This window comes from Achromobacter sp. NCFB-sbj8-Ac1-l (assembly GCF_052695805.1).
Window position 1 is genome coordinate 6,279,941 of record NZ_CP199812.1, and the last position, 14,976, is coordinate 6,294,916.

The window sequence follows — 14,976 nt, forward strand, 5'->3', positions numbered from 1 at the left end:
CGGGACCGGAGATACCCGTAAAATCGCCGCGATGAGCAAGCCCCAGAATTCCTCCAAAAAAGACAAGCCCGCCAAGAGCGGTTCCCCGATATTGCGATTTTTCGTCAAGACCGGCATCTTCTGTGTCGGCCTGTTCCTGTGCGGCGTGCTGCTGGCAGGGATGGCCCTGGCGCTGGCGTGGCCCAACCTGCCCGACCTGAACGCCATGACGGATTACCGCCCGCGGGTGCCGCTGCGCGTCTATACCGCCGACAAGGTGCTCATCGGTGAATTCGGCGAAGAACGCCGCAACGTGCTGCGCTTCAACGAAATCCCGGACGTCATGAAATCCGCGGTGCTGGCCGCCGAAGACGACCGCTTCTACCAGCACGGGGGCATCGACTGGACGGGCGTGGTGCGGGCAGGCCTGACCAACCTGATCAACATGTCCAAGACGCAGGGCGCCAGCACGATCACCATGCAGGTGGCGCGCAACTTCTACCTGTCGTCCGAAAAGACCTACTCGCGCAAGTTCTATGAACTGCTGCTGACGTTCAAGATCGAATCCGAGCTCACCAAGGACCAGATCCTCGAGCTCTACATGAACCAGATCTACCTGGGGCACCGCGCCTACGGCTTCGCCGCCGCGTCGCGCACGTATTTCGGCAAGCCCCTGTCGGAAGTCACGCCGGCCGAAGCCGCGATGCTGGCCGGCATCCCCAAGGCCCCTTCGCGCTTCAACCCGATTTCCAACCGCCCCCGCGCCGAACTGCGCCAGCGCTACGTGCTGGGCCGCATGCAGTCGCTGGGCTACCTGACCGAACCTGAATACAAGCAGGCGATGGCGCAGCAGATCGTCATGAAGTCCGCGGAAGGCACGCCGGCTGGCGGCTACGCCATCCACGGCGAGTACGTGGCCGAACTGGCCCGCCAGCTGCTGTTCAATGTCTACCAGGACAACGTCTACTCGCGCGGCATCAATATCTACACCACGGTCCAATCCAAGGACCAGGAAGCCGCCTACCGCGCCGTACGCGAAGGCGTGCTGGAGTACACCCGCCGCGCGCCCTACCCCGGCCCCGAAGAGCAGCTCGATCTGCCCCCCGGCACCGAAAACAACCCTCAAGCCCTGGACGAATTCCTGGACGGCGTGTTCGACAAGTTCAGCGACAGCGGCGACCTGCTGACCGCGCTGGTGCTGTCGGCCAGCCCCACCGAGGTCAAGCTGGCCCGCAGCTCGCGCGAAGTCATCACCGTCACCGACAAGAAGGTGCTGGGCGTCGTGGCGCGTGCGCTCAACGACAAAGCCAAGCCCGAACAACGCATCAAGCGTGGTTCCGTGGTCTATATCCGCAAGCTCGGCGACAACTGGGAAATCATCAACCTGCCGTCCGTGCAGGCCGCGTTCGTGGCCCTGTCGCCGCAAGACGGCGCCATCCGCGCCATGGTCGGCGGCTTCGACTTCTACCGCGGCAACTTCAACCGCGTGACGCAAGCCTGGCGCCAGCCGGGTTCGAACATCAAGCCGTTCATCTACGCCGCCTCGCTCGAACGCGGCCTGACGCCGGCCACGCAGATTTCCGACCAGCCGTTCGAACTGACCGCCGCGCAAACGGGCTCCAAGGCCTGGAACCCGAAGAACTACGGCAACCAGTACGAACCCATGCTGACGCTGCGCCAGGGCCTGTACAAGTCCAAGAACATGGTCTCGATCCGCATCCTGCAGGCGATCGGCCCGCAGTACGCACAGGACTACCTGACCCGCTTCGGCTTCGACAAGGCCCGTCAGCCGGCCGTGCTGCCGCTGGCGCTGGGCGCGGGCTCCGTGACCCCGTTGCAGCTGGCCGGCGCGTTCTCCGTGTTCGCCAACGGCGGCTATCGCATCACGCCCTACCTGATCGACCGCGTCACCGACAGCAACGGCAAGATCGTGATGCAGTCCAAGCCGGTCGTGGCCGGCGACGCCGCCGCTCGCGCCATCGACCCGCGCACCGCCTGGATCATGGACGACGTGCTGCGTGGCGTGGCCACCTTCGGCACCGCCGCCCGCGCCCGGGCGCTGCTCAAGCGCAACGACATCGCCGGCAAGACCGGCACCACCAACGAATCCGTGGACGCCTGGTTCTCGGGCTACACCCCGTCCCTGGTGGCCACCGCCTGGCTGGGCTTTGACCAGCCCAAGTCGCTGGGCTCGCGCGAAACCGGCGGCGGTGTTGCCATGCCGATCTGGGTCGACTACATGCAGGACGTGCTCAAGGGCGTGCCGGAAGAAAAGCCGCGTCCCCGTCCGGATGGCATCATCGTCGAGAACGGCGAATACTATTTCTCGGAATTCCCGCCCGGACAAGCCGTTGCACGCCTGGGCCTGCCACAAGCCGATACGCTGGGCGAATTCCTGAACGGCCTGAACAACGACAGCGGCGCCGACAACCGCATCAAGGTCGGGCCGGGCGTGGGTACGCAGAATGCCCAGCCCTGGTCGCAGAAAATTCCGTTCTGACGGGGAAAAAAAAGGCCGGTTCCTGAGAACCGGCCTTTTTCATTGAGCGCTACAGGCGGATCGTGACGGGCACGCCCGCCGCCGCGGAACAGATCTGGGACAGCGCGTCCGGCAATTTCGGACCGCCTCGGGTATCGTTCCAGTTCTGGCCGTCGTAGCGGTAATGGAAGCCGCCACTGCGCGCGGCCACCCACAGTTCCTGCATGGCGGCCTGGCTGTTCACCACCACGTGGGTATTGTCTTCGAACACCATGGTCAGCACATTGCCGCTGCGGCTGGTTTCGACGTCGACGTCGAGCGAAGCCGCCCAGTCATCGGCCTGGCTTTCGATGCTTTCCAGCACCTGGTCGATCAACGCAAGAAATTCGGTTTCGGTCATAATCGAGCCTGCAAGAATTACGGAGTTCCCAGTGTTCCAATTGGCATTCAGCCGCATGTCTCTTCGCATTGTAGCCACGCTTGTGGCGACCGGCATGGTTGCGGCCTGCGGGTACAAGGGTCCTTTGTACATGCCGACGCCTGACGGCAAGCCGCCACCGCGCACCCAATCCCAGTCTGCGCCCCAAGTGCCGCAGATTCCGGCAGCGCCCTCGCTGCCATGAACGCCGAGTTCCCAGTTCCGCCCGAGCTGGCCGGGCACCCCTACTTCCAGTACCGCAACAACGTGCTGTACGCCGAAGACGTGCCACTGGACCATCTGGCCGCAAAGCTGGGAACGCCGCTCTACGTCTACTCCCGCGCCGCGCTCAAGGGCGCCTGGGACATCTATCGCAGCGCCGTCGGCCAGCGGCCCGTGCTGGTCTGCTACGGCATGAAGGCCAATTCCAACCTGGCCGTTTTGAAGGAATTCGTCCGCCTGGGTGCCGGCTTCGACATCGTCTCGGGCGGCGAACTCAAGCGCGCCCTGGCCGTGGGGGCCGACCCGGCCAAGATCGTGTTCTCAGGCGTGGGCAAGCAAGCCTGGGAAATGCGGGCGGCGCTGGCGGCCGGCGTGTTCTGCTTCAACGTCGAATCCGAGGCCGAACTGCAGCGTCTGTCCGACGTGGCCGAAGAAATGGGCCAGCGCGCCCGGGTGTCGCTGCGCGTCAACCCGGACGTCGACGCGCAGACCCATCCCTATATTTCCACGGGCCTGAAAGAAAACAAATTCGGCATCGCCATCGACGCCGCGCTGGACGCTTACCGCAGCGCCCGTCTGCTGCCGGGGCTGGACATCACCGGCCTGGATTGCCACATCGGGTCACAGCTGACCGACATCAGTCCCTATTTAGATGCCCTGGAAAAGCTGCTCGATCTGGTCGAACAGCTGGACGGTATCGGCATCCGGTTGTCGCACCTGGACCTGGGCGGCGGCCTGGGCATCCGCTACACCGACGAGACCCCACCCTCGCCCAAGGCGCTGCTGGACCAGGTATTCCAGCGCCTGCAGGCCCGCGGCCAAGGTCACCTGCACGTGGTGCTGGAACCCGGTCGGTCGCTGATCGGCAATGCCGGCGTGCTGTTGACCACCGTGCAGTACCTCAAGCACAACGAAGCACGCAATTTCGCCATCGTCGATGCCGGCATGAACGACCTGCTGCGGCCGGCGCTGTACGAGGCCTGGCACGGAGTGCGCCCCCTGCGGCCGCGCGGCGGCGATGCCACCGAATACGACATCGTCGGCCCGGTCTGCGAAAGCGCCGACTGGCTGGCCAGACAGCGCGTGCTGGCCCTCGAACAGGGCGATGTGCTGGCGCTGGAATCGGCCGGCGCCTACGGCATGACCATGGCCGGCAACTACAACACGCGCCCCCGCGCGGCCGAAGTCATGGTCGACGGCAACCAATATCACGTCGTACGTCAACGCGAGACGCTGGACGACCTGCTGCGCGCAGAGTCGACGCTGCCCTGAGCTGCGCGCCATCCGCATATGAAAAAGGCCCCGTTGTCGGGGCCTTTTTCGTTGGGAGTGACGACGTCAGAGCTGACCGTAGGAATGCAGGCCCGACAGGAACATGTTCACGCCCAGGAAGGCGAAGCCCGTGATCAACAGGCCCGTCAGCGCCCAGTAGGCCGCCATGGTGCCGCGCAGGCCCTTGATCAGGCGCATGTGCAGCCAGGCCGCGTAGTTCAGCCAGACGATCAGCGCCCAGGTTTCCTTGGGGTCCCATTGCCAGTACGCGCCCCAGGCATCGGCTGCCCACAGCGCGCCCAGGATGGTGGCTACGGTGAAGAAGGCGAAACCGATGGCGATGGCGCGATACATGATGTCGTCCAGCACCTCCAAAGGCGGCAGCGCGGCGGCAATATGACGCCGGCCCAGCAGGATCGCGCCCACGATCACGGCGCCGATACCGAAATACAGCATCCAGGTGGCCGACAGCCCATCGGTGCGGAACACCATCGGTTCGGCGCACAGCAGCACGCCCAGCACGAACAGCGGCGCCAGTTTCAACCAGGACGTGGTCTGCCCATGCTGCTTGACCAGGTAGGCAAAGCCGACCATGGCCGCCAGCGAGAACGTGCCGTAGCCGATGAAATTGGCCGGCACGTGCAGCTTCATCCACCAGCTCTTGAGCGCCGGCACCAGCGGCTGGATCTGCCCGGCATCGCGCGTGAACGAATACCAGAGCAGGAACACCACGGCCGAGGTCACCACCAGCAGCACGAAGCCGCCCAGCGCACGGGTCTTGTATTTGCGTTCGTAGTACAGGTAGAACAGCGCCGTGATCAGCGAGAACAGGACAAACACTTCATACAGGTTGCTGACCGGGATGTGACCCAGGTCCGGGCCCATCAAGTGGCCTTCACGCCAACGCACGAGCAAGCCCGTCACACCCGCGAACACCGCCCCCCAGGTCAGGGCGGTGCCCAGCCACGCGGCCGTCGGGCTGAATACGCCGATCCAGTAGCAGACCATGGCCAGCGCGAACAGCGCGCTCATCCAGAGAATGGCCGACTGCGACGAGAACAGGTACTTCAGGAAGAACACCTGCTCGGCCCGTGCCAGGTCGTTGCCGTAGAGCATCAGCGCCAGGCCGGCCGCGATGGCACAGGCCACCATCAGGCGGCGCAAGGGGCGCCACAGCCAGCCCAGCCAGGCCAGCGCGGGCACCGTACCGCACAGGATGATCTTCTCGTAGTAGTCCATGGCGCCGGCGTAGCGGGTCAGCGCAAAGCCCGCCCCCACCGCCAGCAACAGGAAGAAGACGACGTCGGTCCAGTCGGGTTTGCCGCGTTGTGCGCGGTTGTCACCGGTTTCGGACAGGCTTTCGTCCCAGGAGCTGCCTGGCGAAGCCGCATGCACGGGCATGTCGGGCGTAGGGGAGTGCGTGGTGGTCGTCGTGGACATAAGAAACCTTAAGACCCTTTCTGGCGCAGCAGCGCCTGCTTGAAGCGATCAAACTCGTGGTTGAAGTCGAGTGTACGCTTCTGCGAAGTCATCGCCGCCAGGATGCCGCTGCCGCCGTCTTGCGGCCGGACCCAGATCCAGACGCGGCGATCTCGAATATAGAACATCGAAAACACCCCCAGCACCAGCAGCAGGCTGCCCAGGTAGACCGTGTTCTTGCCCGGGGTGCGGCTGACCTGGAACACGCTGGCCTGGATGTGGTTGAAATCGGCCAATGAGAAGAACACCGGAGCCGGGTAGACGGTCAGGTCGGACAAGGCCGCCACCGCCAGGCGCGACCACACCGCGGCGCGCTCGCCTTCGGCGCCCTCGGTCGGCACGGGCGGCAAGCCGGCGCGTTCGCGTTCTACGCCCCGCAGTTCATTCATGCTGGCGCCGATCAGCCGGATCACGACGTCAGCCGCGCGCTCCAGGTCGGCGGGCGGCGTATTGGCCTGCAGGAACGCGGCCACGGCCTGCAGGCCGCCCCCGGCGTAGGTTTCCAGCGCACGCTCGGCTGCCGTCTGCAGAGGCTGGCGGTCGGCACCACTGGGGCTGTTGCGCTCCGCGAAGCGGCGGGCCGCTTCCTGGCGTGCGCTCGGATCGGCCAACGTGGCGCGCAGCCGCATGAATTCCGCGACCGAACTGTCGTCGTCCGCTGGAATGCGCAGGTAGCGGAAGGGCTCGGACGCATTGTTGCGCACCCCGGCCAGGAACACGCTGGCGCCGTCCAGTTGCACGGGCAACATGTAGTTCTGGAATTCATGCGCCTGGCCCGCGTCGTCGATCAGCTTGTATTCGACGCTGGGGCCTACGTTGCGCAGGTTTTCGTTCTTTTTGCCGGCCGCGCTGCCGGACACCGACGCCACATGCTCGGCAAAACTCTGGTTGGCGCCCTTGGGGTCGCCACGAGTCAGGTCTTCGACGTTGATCGGGCGCAGCGCCGTGATTTCCACGCCCATGCTGCGCGGGCCCTTTGCCGTATTGGCACTGACTTCGGCGGTCTTGCCCACCGTGCCGTCGACCTTGAAGGTGGCGCTGTCGGCGCCAACCAGCGGATAGCCCTTGAGCACCACCGTGCTGCCGCCATCGTCGAAGCTGGACTGATACACCGTCATGCCCTTGAAGCGCAGCGGCTCGTTCACTTCGATGGTGGAATCGAACGACTTGCCGGTATCCGGGTCCGTCACTTCCACTTCACTGGCAAAGCGGCTGGGCATGCCCGTCGAGTAGTAGTCGACGACGAATTTCTTGAGCTTCAGCGTGAACGGCATCGGCTGCACCAGCGCGCCGTCGCCGACCATCACGACCGCCGTGCTGGCTTGGCCGTTCTCGGGCACCAGTACGCTGGCGCGAAAGCTGGGGTTGTCGACCGACAGGCGGCCGCTTTCCGGCACCTCGGAAATCAGCATGTTCTCGACGATCGGCTTCTTGCCGCCGAACATGACCTGCAGCCGCACGGGCAGCTCGCTGTCGAGCAGCCCGCCAATACAGATGATGACCATCGCGGCGTGCGCGAACACATAGCCCAGCCGGTTGGCGCTACCCTTCTTGGCCGCCAGCAGCACACCCGTATTGTCCTGGCGCTCACGCACCGCATAGCCCATGCGCTTGAGCAGCGCCGTCAGGCCGGCCGCCGTTTGAGGCACATCGCCGGGCACCTCGGTTTCGACGCGGTGCGGAAACGCCCGCAAGCTGCTGCCACGCACGTGCTCGCGAAACGAGCTGGCCTCGCGCAGCATCTTGGGCGCATTGCGGATCAGGCAGACCGACGTCGACACGACCAGGAATGCCATGATCAACAGGAACCACCAGCTGTTGTAGACGTGCCAGATGGAGAACTTGTCGAACACCTCGTACCAGAACGGGCCGAACTGGTCGATGTAATTGCTGGACGACCGGTTCTGTTGCAGTACCGTCCCCACCAGACTGGCCACGCAGATGAACATCAGCAGGCTGACGGCAAAACGCATCGACCCCAGCAGTTCGAACAGGTCGCGGGGCAGGCTGCGCAGGGAAGGACGAGAGTGTGTCTGAGTCGAATTCATGAAAAAAGGGGGGCCGCGCTATCGGCTACCCCCCTCGTAGACAGCGCGTAACGGAACCAGGTTCCGTACGCTCAGGTTGCGTGAACGCGGACCAGCCGCGCGCGTTGCCGGCAAGCGGCTACCGCAGGCCAGCCGCGTAATCCGCCACGGCCTTGATGTCGGCATCCGACATCCGGTCGGCCACGGCGTGCATCACGTCGTTGGCGCGATCGCCGCTGCGGAACAGCTTGAGCTGTTCTTCAATATACAGGGGGAACTGACCCGACAAGCGGGGGTATTGGCCCGGAATGCCCGCGCCGTTGGCAGAATGGCATGCCGCGCACGCGGGAACATTGCGTTCGGGCAAGCCGCCGCGCCAGATCTTTTGACCCAGATCAACCAGCTTCTCGTAGCCGGCCGTGGCAGGCTCTTTCAGGGGCTGCTGCGCCAGGTACAGCGCGATGTTCTGCATGTCGGCCGGCGTCAGGTTCTGCGCCATGGCGGTCATGGGGGTGGGATTGCCGCCCGGGCCATTGCGCACGGGCAGCTTGGCGCCCGCCTTGACCTGGAAATCGGTCAGTTGCTTGACCAGGTATTCGTGGGGTTGCGCGGCCAGGTTGGGGTTCACCGGGATGGTGCTGTTGCCCGCCGCGCCATGACAGGAGGCACAGGCGATGATGCCTCGGGAGGCGTCACCCTGGTCAAACAGCTGTCCGCCCTTGGCGGCATCTGGCTTGGCCGGGCCCGCAGCACCGTCGGCGGCGAAACTCGTAGTAGATAAGGCGGAGGCGCCGAGCAACAGCCCGCTCGCAACCAACATCCGGGACAGCACACGCTTCATGAAGACCTCGACGAATCGCATCGCTCAAGGCGCAAAAAGGCGCCCACGCCTACCCGCACATCTGGAAAACCGTATCGAACCTGATTTGCCCGTTTTGCCTGCCTGGAACATGCCGGTAGGTACCGAAATGCCCTTAACGGTAAGCAAAAGAGACGGCTCCGCGCACGGGGACCACTGTTGCAAACGCCGGATTATACAATAGGGCTCGAAACCAACCGTATCCAAAGCCATCCGTGTCCCTCCTACATCGCGCCTCTTTTCTCACGTCGGCAGCTCGCCTCGACCAGTTGCCGCCCGCCGGCGCACCCGAGGTCTGCTTTGTCGGCCGGTCCAACGCGGGCAAATCCACGTCCATCAACGTGCTGTGCAACCAGCGCCGCCTTGCCTTCTCGAGCAAGACGCCGGGCCGCACGCGCCTGATCAACATGTTCAGCCTGCCCGATCCGCTGGATCCGGAAAGCCACATCGGCTATCTCGTCGACCTGCCCGGCTACGGCTACGCGTCGGTCGCCCGCAACGAGAAGGAAAAATGGGCCGACATCCTGGGCGGCTATCTGCGCGACCGTGAATCGCTGGTCGGCATCGTGCTGCTCATCGACATCCGCCGCGGCGTCACCGAACTGGATCGGCGCCTGGCCAACTTCATCGCCCCCACCGGACGCCCGGTGCTGGCGTTGCTCACCAAAGCCGACAAGCTGCCTTACGGCCAGCGCATGCGCACCGTGTTTTCCGTGCGCAAAGACCTGGCGGACATCGGCGCCCTGCACACCATCCCCTTCTCGGCGCCCGAGCGCATCGGCCTGGAAGAAGCTGGCGCGCACATAGAAAACTGGATTTCTCCCAAGGTCGTACCATGAACCCGCAGATCATCACCCCCGACTTCCCGGTTTCCCGCCCCCGCCGCCTGCGTCGCGACGCCTTCACCCGCCGCCTGGTGCGCGAAAACACCCTCACGGTGGACGACCTGATCTACCCCGTGTTCGTGGCCGAAGGCACGGGCTTGAAGCAAGCCGTGCCGTCGCTGCCCGGCGTGGTCCGCTACTCGCCGGACACGCTGATGGCGGTGGCCGAAGAATGTGTATCGCTGGGCATCCCGGTGCTGTCGCTGTTCCCCGCCATCGATCCGTCGCTCAAGACGCCCGACGGCATCGAGGCCACCAATCCCGACGGCCTCATCCCGCGCGTGGTGCGCGAGCTGAAAAAACGTTTTCCTGAATTGGGCGTGCTGTGCGATGTAGCGCTGGACCCCTACACCAGCCACGGCCAGGACGGCGTCATCGATGAAAACGGCTACGTCGTCAACGAGCCTACCGTCGAGATCCTGGTCAAGCAGGCGCTCACGCAAGCCGCCGCCGGCGTCGACATGGTCGCCCCCAGCGACATGATGGACGGCCGCATCGGCGCCGTGCGCCGTGCGCTCGAGGCCAACGGCTACATCCACACCCAGATCATGGCCTACTCGGCCAAGTACGCCAGCGCCTTCTACGGCCCGTTCCGCGACGCCGTGGGGTCCGCCACCAACCTGGGCAAGTCCAACAAAATGGCTTACCAGATGGACCCGGGCAACCTGGACGAAGCCCTGCGCGAAGTCGCTGCCGACCTGCAGGAAGGCGCCGACATGGTCATGGTCAAGCCCGGCATGCCCTACCTGGACGTGCTGCGCCGCGTGAAAGACACCTTCCGCGTGCCGACCTTCGCCTATCAGGTCAGCGGCGAATACGCGATGATCAAGGCCGCCTCCGCCAACGGCTGGCTGGACCACGACAAGGTCATGATGGAAGCCCTGCTGGCGTTCAAGCGCGCCGGCGCCGACGGCATCCTGACCTACTTCGCCATCGAGGCGGCCAAGCTGCTCAAGAACCGCGACTAGGCGCTGCGGCGCAGGCCGAGCCAAGTCCCGCTCAAGATGCAGGCCAGGCCGGCCACGTGCACCAGCGTCACGTGTTCGTCCAGGAACAGCGCGGCGAACAGCAGGCCGAAGATCGGCAGCCAGTTCACGAACAGCGCCGCGCGGCTGATCCCCAGCCGCGCGATGCCTGCATTCCAGATGATGTTGCTGACGCCCGAGGCGATCACGGCCGAAAACAGCAGCACCATCCACGGCCACCACGTCATGCGCCAGCCCTCGGTGTCGTAAGCGCCAGGCGTCAGGACGGCATGCACCACCAGCATCAGCCCACCGGCCAGGTACATGTACCAGAGCATCGCCAGCGGATCGAGCGTGCGCGAAATGCGCTGGATCACCAGCCCGCCGAACACGAACACCGCGACCGCCAGGAACACGATCGCGTCGCCCCAGCCGGTCAGGCCCAGCTGCGCGCCGCTGCCGATCACCACCATCGCCACGCCGGCCAAGCCCAGCAAGGCGCCCGCAATGCGCAACCACGTCAGCTTTTCACGGTAGAACAAGGCCGCCAGCAGCGCCGACAACAGCGGGCTGGTGGCCATCAGCAGCGTGCCATTGGCGGCTGACGAGAACTGCAAGCCGTAGACCAACGCGGTCTGGTGCGCGTACACCACCAGAAAGCCCGCCAGCGCCACCCAGCCCAGTTCCACGCGACCTAGCCGGGGAATGCGGCCACGACGGGCCTTGACGATCAGCGTGACCGCAACGAACGCCACGGCGATCCGCACGGCCGCCAGGGCCCGGATGTCCATGTGTTGTGTCAGGTACTTGATAGAGACGATGTTCAGGCCCCACGTGGCCATCACGAACATCAATTGAAGATAGATCAGACCGGTGCGGTCCTGGCTTGCAGCAACTGTCGAAGACGTCACGGGCGCCGGCCTGGTGGATGGAGGGCGCCGCCCACGCGACGCAAGCCCTCATGGTAGCGGCCGGGCGCCGCTCAGCGCAATAGCACGCGGTCCAGCGACTCGGTGAAACGCTTGGCGTCCTGGAAGCCCACCACGCGGGCATCGGGCAATTCCTTGCCACCCGGCTCGAAGAACATGATGCCCGGGGGGCCGAACAGCCGGAACCGCTTGAGCAGTGCGCGATCGTCGGCGTTGTTGGCCGTGACATCGGCCTGCACCAGCAACATGCCCGCCATGCGCTGCGCCACCCCCGGATCGGTGAAGGTGAAGCGCTCCATCTCGCGACACGACACGCACCAGTCAGCATAGAAATCCAGCATCACCGGCTGCTGGCTCTGCGCCAGCAGCGCGTCGAGCTCGGCGTTGTTGCGCACCCGCTTGAAATGCACTTCACCGGCATTGGCCGACACGCCGGCCGCGGCCGGGCCGCCCGATGCCAGATGGGACAAGGGCTGCAGCACGTCGCGCCCGCCGCTGGCCGCCCCCACCAGCCACGCCGCGGCGGCCAGGGCCAACAGCAGCCCCAGGCCCTTGCCGAACATGCGCGCCGAGCCAGCGCCGGCTGGCAGCGCATCAAACGCCCGCAGCATCACGGCCCCGACAATCGCCAGGAAGGCCCAGCCGGTCATTTGCATCCAGGTGGGCACGACCGGGATCAGCATCCACCATGCCGTCGCCAGCAACAACATGCCGAACAGGCGCTTGACGCCATCCATCCAGGGGCCCGCCTTGGGCAGCAGTGCGCCGGACGAAGCTCCCACGATCAAGAGCGGCACCCCCATGCCCCAGGCCATGGCGAACAGGGCCGAACCGCCCAGCACCACGTCGCCGGTCTGCGAGATGTACAGCAACGCGCCGGCCAGCGGCGCGGCCACGCAGGGCCCGACGATCAGGGCCGACAATGCGCCCATCACCAACGCGCCGGTGTAGCGGCCGCCCGGCACGCGCGACGAGCGCTCCGCCAACTTCGCTTGGATGCCCGACGGCATCTGGAAGGTGAAGGCATCGAACATCGCCAGCGCCAGCACCGCCAGCAAAATCGCGAACAAGGTCAGGATCCAGGGCGTCTGCAGCCAGGCGGCAAGACCCGCGCCGCTCAAGCCGGCCGCCACGCCCAGCGCGGTATAGACCACGGACATGCCCAACACGTAGGTCGCGGCCAGCGCCAGGCCCCGGCCGCGACTCGGGCGGGCCTGGCTGGCCCCGCCCAGCACGATCGACGAAAGAATGGGAATCATCGGCAATACGCACGGCGTGAACGCCAGCAACAAGCCCAGCACCAGGAACACGCCGGCCGTCTTGACCCAGCCCAGCCCGCCCAACGCATCGGCCAGGCCGGTATCGCCCGCATTCACCAGCGCGCTCAGGCCGCCGGACGATGCCGGCGCGGCGGACGCGCCGGCGCCCGCCACGGCATAGCCCCCCGCCACGGGCGTCAGCTTCACGCTGCTGTCCATCGGGGGGTAGCACAGGCCGGCATCGGCACAGCCCTGGCCGGTCAACGTCAGCGTGAAAGGCTGGCCGCCTGGGGCCACCGGCACCCGGATCACGACATCCTTGTGATAGACCTCCATGTCCTTTTCGAAGGTCGGGTCGTACTTGACCTCCCCCTTCGGATAGACAGGCTCGCCCAAGGTCGCCGCACCCAACGGACTGATCGTGATGCCGAAACGCTCGCGGTACATGTAATAGCCGGGCGCGACGCGAAAACGCAGTTCGACCGTATCCGGCGCCGCCATCATCGCACTGAAGACAAAGGCCTTTTCCGGTTCGAGAAATTCGGCATCGGCGCGCGCCGACGCACTCCAACCCCACAGCAAGAGCGACATTGCCAACAGGGCCAGCATTCTGGAGAAAAAGGCACGCGCCGGCGCGCCGGCTGGAACCGCGAGTTGCAACATCAGTCTCTCTTGTTCTGCGAGACGGCCGTCTGCTCGCGCACCCAATCCAGATAGGGCGCGGCGCCGCCGATGACCGGCAGCACAATGATTTCGGGCACGTCGTAGGGATGCATCTGCGCCAGGGCCTGGACCACGGCCTGGTGGCGCGCGTAGGTGGTTTTGATGTGAATGGGGATTTCTTCCGTCCCCTCGACCACGCCTTGCCACAGGTAGATGGACAGGCCCGGGGCGCCAAGGTTCACGCAGGCCGCCAGTCCGTCTTCGACCAGCACGTGGGCGATACGTTTGGCCAGCAGCAGGTCCGGCGCGTTGCTGATGACCAGCACGACGTCGTCATCGCGCAACATGGGGCCTCCTTGGGGTAGCCGTGTGGGATGTAACTCGGGGTATTTTATCGGTATTGCCGCCACCGCCCTCCACGGCCGGACTTGCGGCTGCGCCGCGCCGTCGCGCGTCTCCGTACCCACCGAGGCAAGCATGTCCGATAACTGCCTGTTCTGCCGCATCGCCCGCCACGAAATCCCGGCCCACATCATCCACGAAGACGACCGCCTGATGGCGTTCCTGGACATCCAGCCGGTGCGCGCGGGGCACACGCTCATCATCCCCAAGCAGCACTACCCCTACTACGAAGACATGCCAGCCGACCTGGCCGGGCACATCGTCAACCTGGGCCAGAAGCTGGGGCGGCACATGAAGCGCCTGTACAACGTAGACCGCGTGGCATTCGCGTTCACGGGCATACACGTGGCTCACACCCATGCGCACGTGATTCCCATGCACCATCCGCAGGACGTCACCTCGACCCAGTACATCGCGCAGCAGGACCTGACCTTCCGGATGCCGCCACAGGCGTCTAAAGAGGCGCTGGAGGCCGCCGCAGCACAATTGCGGGGCGAACTGCACGCGTCGTAGCGGACGCTCCCGGAGACCGTTCTGGCGCCCTCAGCCAACGCGCTGATCTGATCCCGGGCCCTGCGCCGCTTCACTTGAGCCCGTGACCGGATCTTGTACCCGTTGCCCCTCGCTCGGACGGCGCTTATCCGGACGCCACAAAAAACAAGGGCGGGTCCGAAGACCCGCCCTTGCTACTCATCGCGCAACCGAAGCTTATTCGGCGGCGCTGTCCTCAGCGGCTTCATCGACTTCCGGACGGTCGACCAGCTCCATGAAAGCCATGGGAGCGTTGTCGCCTTGACGGAAACCCATCTTCAGCACGCGGGTGTAGCCGCCGTTACGGGCCGCGTAGCGCGGGCCGATTTCGGCGAACAGCTTCACCACGGCGTCGCGATCGCGCAGACGGGCAAAAGCCAGACGCTTGTTCGCGAGGGTGGGTTCTTTACCCAGCGTGATCAGGGGTTCGATGACGCGGCGCAATTCTTTCGCCTTCGGCAGCGTGGTCTTGATGGCTTCGTGGGTGATCAACGAAACGGCCATGTTGCGGAACATGGCAAGACGGTGACTGCTGGTGCGGTTGAGCTTACGCAAGCCATTACCGTGACGCATGATAAGTATCCTTTGAATCTATTGAAGGCGTTTCC

The 14,976-nt window shown here is 65.1% G+C and carries 14 protein-coding genes; 6 read left to right on the forward strand and 8 right to left on the reverse strand.

Annotation, left to right across the window (positions count from 1 at the left end; all coding sequences use genetic code 11):
* Nucleotides 1-31: 31 nt before the first annotated feature.
* The gene (locus ACUDP5_RS28805; protein ID WP_445657854.1) at nucleotides 32-2,479 is read left to right on the forward strand and encodes a penicillin-binding protein 1A; all 2,448 of its coding nucleotides are present in this window, start codon (nucleotides 32-34) and stop codon (nucleotides 2,477-2,479) included.
* Nucleotides 2,480-2,528: 49 nt separating this feature from the next.
* Here ACUDP5_RS28805 and cyaY read toward each other — a convergent pair whose 3' ends face one another.
* On the reverse strand, nucleotides 2,529-2,858 hold the full coding sequence (cyaY, locus tag ACUDP5_RS28810) for an iron donor protein CyaY (protein ID WP_025136314.1): 330 nt from the start codon (nucleotides 2,856-2,858) through the stop codon (nucleotides 2,529-2,531).
* 94 nt (nucleotides 2,859-2,952) lie between these two features.
* Here cyaY and lptM point away from each other — a divergent pair, with 94 nt between their 5' ends.
* Entirely contained in the window at nucleotides 2,953-3,081 is a 129-nt protein-coding gene (gene lptM / locus ACUDP5_RS28815; RefSeq protein ID WP_445659226.1) for an LPS translocon maturation chaperone LptM, read from the forward strand.
* Nucleotides 3,078-4,370: a diaminopimelate decarboxylase gene (lysA, locus tag ACUDP5_RS28820; RefSeq protein WP_445657855.1), complete on the forward strand. Its 1,293-nt coding sequence runs from the start codon at nucleotides 3,078-3,080 to the stop codon at nucleotides 4,368-4,370. Before lptM ends, lysA begins: the two co-directional genes overlap by 4 nt.
* Before the next feature lie 66 nt (nucleotides 4,371-4,436).
* On the opposite strand, the gene ccsB is transcribed toward lysA, so the two are convergent.
* From ccsB to ACUDP5_RS28835, 3 genes are all read right to left on the reverse strand, one after another.
* Complete coding sequence (gene ccsB, locus ACUDP5_RS28825) at nucleotides 4,437-5,771, reverse strand: c-type cytochrome biogenesis protein CcsB (protein WP_263913088.1); 1,335 nt, start codon at nucleotides 5,769-5,771, stop codon at nucleotides 4,437-4,439.
* Nucleotides 5,772-5,818: 47 nt separating this feature from the next.
* The gene (locus ACUDP5_RS28830) at nucleotides 5,819-7,897 is read right to left on the reverse strand and encodes a cytochrome c biogenesis protein ResB (protein ID WP_263913052.1); all 2,079 of its coding nucleotides are present in this window, start codon (nucleotides 7,895-7,897) and stop codon (nucleotides 5,819-5,821) included.
* A 118-nt stretch (nucleotides 7,898-8,015) separates the two neighbouring features.
* The gene (locus tag ACUDP5_RS28835; RefSeq protein WP_263913053.1) at nucleotides 8,016-8,717 is read right to left on the reverse strand and encodes a c-type cytochrome; all 702 of its coding nucleotides are present in this window, start codon (nucleotides 8,715-8,717) and stop codon (nucleotides 8,016-8,018) included.
* 233 nt (nucleotides 8,718-8,950) lie between these two features.
* On the opposite strand from ACUDP5_RS28835, the gene yihA reads away from it, so the two are divergent.
* Complete coding sequence (gene yihA / locus ACUDP5_RS28840; protein ID WP_025136320.1) at nucleotides 8,951-9,574, forward strand: ribosome biogenesis GTP-binding protein YihA/YsxC; 624 nt, start codon at nucleotides 8,951-8,953, stop codon at nucleotides 9,572-9,574.
* Nucleotides 9,571-10,587, forward strand: coding sequence for a porphobilinogen synthase (gene hemB / locus ACUDP5_RS28845; protein WP_263913054.1), 1,017 nt, complete (start codon nucleotides 9,571-9,573; stop codon nucleotides 10,585-10,587). Before yihA ends, hemB begins: the two co-directional genes overlap by 4 nt.
* Here hemB and ACUDP5_RS28850 read toward each other — a convergent pair.
* From ACUDP5_RS28850 to cutA, 3 genes are all read right to left on the reverse strand, one after another.
* On the reverse strand, nucleotides 10,584-11,435 hold the full coding sequence (locus ACUDP5_RS28850; RefSeq protein WP_263913089.1) for a DMT family transporter: 852 nt from the start codon (nucleotides 11,433-11,435) through the stop codon (nucleotides 10,584-10,586). The two genes, hemB and ACUDP5_RS28850, sit on opposite strands and share 4 nt — an antisense overlap.
* A 131-nt stretch (nucleotides 11,436-11,566) precedes the next feature.
* On the reverse strand, nucleotides 11,567-13,435 hold the full coding sequence (gene dsbD, locus ACUDP5_RS28855) for a protein-disulfide reductase DsbD (protein ID WP_445657856.1): 1,869 nt from the start codon (nucleotides 13,433-13,435) through the stop codon (nucleotides 11,567-11,569).
* The gene (cutA, locus tag ACUDP5_RS28860; protein ID WP_445657857.1) at nucleotides 13,435-13,782 is read right to left on the reverse strand and encodes a divalent-cation tolerance protein CutA; all 348 of its coding nucleotides are present in this window, start codon (nucleotides 13,780-13,782) and stop codon (nucleotides 13,435-13,437) included. Before cutA ends, dsbD begins: the two co-directional genes overlap by 1 nt.
* A gap of 130 nt (nucleotides 13,783-13,912) precedes the next feature.
* On the opposite strand from cutA, the gene ACUDP5_RS28865 reads away from it, so the two are divergent.
* On the forward strand, nucleotides 13,913-14,350 hold the full coding sequence (locus ACUDP5_RS28865; RefSeq protein ID WP_263913057.1) for an HIT family protein: 438 nt from the start codon (nucleotides 13,913-13,915) through the stop codon (nucleotides 14,348-14,350).
* A gap of 195 nt (nucleotides 14,351-14,545) precedes the next feature.
* Here the strand turns inward: ACUDP5_RS28865 and rplQ are convergent, their stop codons facing one another.
* Nucleotides 14,546-14,941, reverse strand: coding sequence for a 50S ribosomal protein L17 (gene rplQ, locus ACUDP5_RS28870; RefSeq protein WP_025136324.1), 396 nt, complete (start codon nucleotides 14,939-14,941; stop codon nucleotides 14,546-14,548).
* Nucleotides 14,942-14,976 lie beyond the last annotated feature (35 nt).

What these genes read in the sequence shown, in the direction of transcription:
- lptM (WP_445659226.1), top strand. Translation starts at nt 2,953, where the DNA reads ATGGTTGCGGCCTGCGGGTACAAGGGTCCTTTGTACATGCCGACGCCT.
- cyaY (WP_025136314.1), bottom strand. Translation starts at nt 2,858, where the DNA reads ATGACCGAAACCGAATTTCTTGCGTTGATCGACCAGGTGCTGGAAAGC.
- ACUDP5_RS28850 (WP_263913089.1), bottom strand. Translation starts at nt 11,435, where the DNA reads ATGTTCGTGATGGCCACGTGGGGCCTGAACATCGTCTCTATCAAGTAC.
- hemB (WP_263913054.1), top strand. Translation starts at nt 9,571, where the DNA reads ATGAACCCGCAGATCATCACCCCCGACTTCCCGGTTTCCCGCCCCCGC.
- ACUDP5_RS28865 (WP_263913057.1), top strand. Translation starts at nt 13,913, where the DNA reads ATGTCCGATAACTGCCTGTTCTGCCGCATCGCCCGCCACGAAATCCCG.
- ACUDP5_RS28830 (WP_263913052.1), bottom strand. Translation starts at nt 7,897, where the DNA reads ATGAATTCGACTCAGACACACTCTCGTCCTTCCCTGCGCAGCCTGCCC.
- ccsB (WP_263913088.1), bottom strand. Translation starts at nt 5,771, where the DNA reads ATGCCCGTGCATGCGGCTTCGCCAGGCAGCTCCTGGGACGAAAGCCTG.
- ACUDP5_RS28805 (WP_445657854.1), top strand. Translation starts at nt 32, where the DNA reads ATGAGCAAGCCCCAGAATTCCTCCAAAAAAGACAAGCCCGCCAAGAGC.
- lysA (WP_445657855.1), top strand. Translation starts at nt 3,078, where the DNA reads ATGAACGCCGAGTTCCCAGTTCCGCCCGAGCTGGCCGGGCACCCCTAC.
- cutA (WP_445657857.1), bottom strand. Translation starts at nt 13,782, where the DNA reads ATGTTGCGCGATGACGACGTCGTGCTGGTCATCAGCAACGCGCCGGAC.
- ACUDP5_RS28835 (WP_263913053.1), bottom strand. Translation starts at nt 8,717, where the DNA reads ATGAAGCGTGTGCTGTCCCGGATGTTGGTTGCGAGCGGGCTGTTGCTC.
- rplQ (WP_025136324.1), bottom strand. Translation starts at nt 14,941, where the DNA reads ATGCGTCACGGTAATGGCTTGCGTAAGCTCAACCGCACCAGCAGTCAC.
- dsbD (WP_445657856.1), bottom strand. Translation starts at nt 13,435, where the DNA reads ATGTTGCAACTCGCGGTTCCAGCCGGCGCGCCGGCGCGTGCCTTTTTC.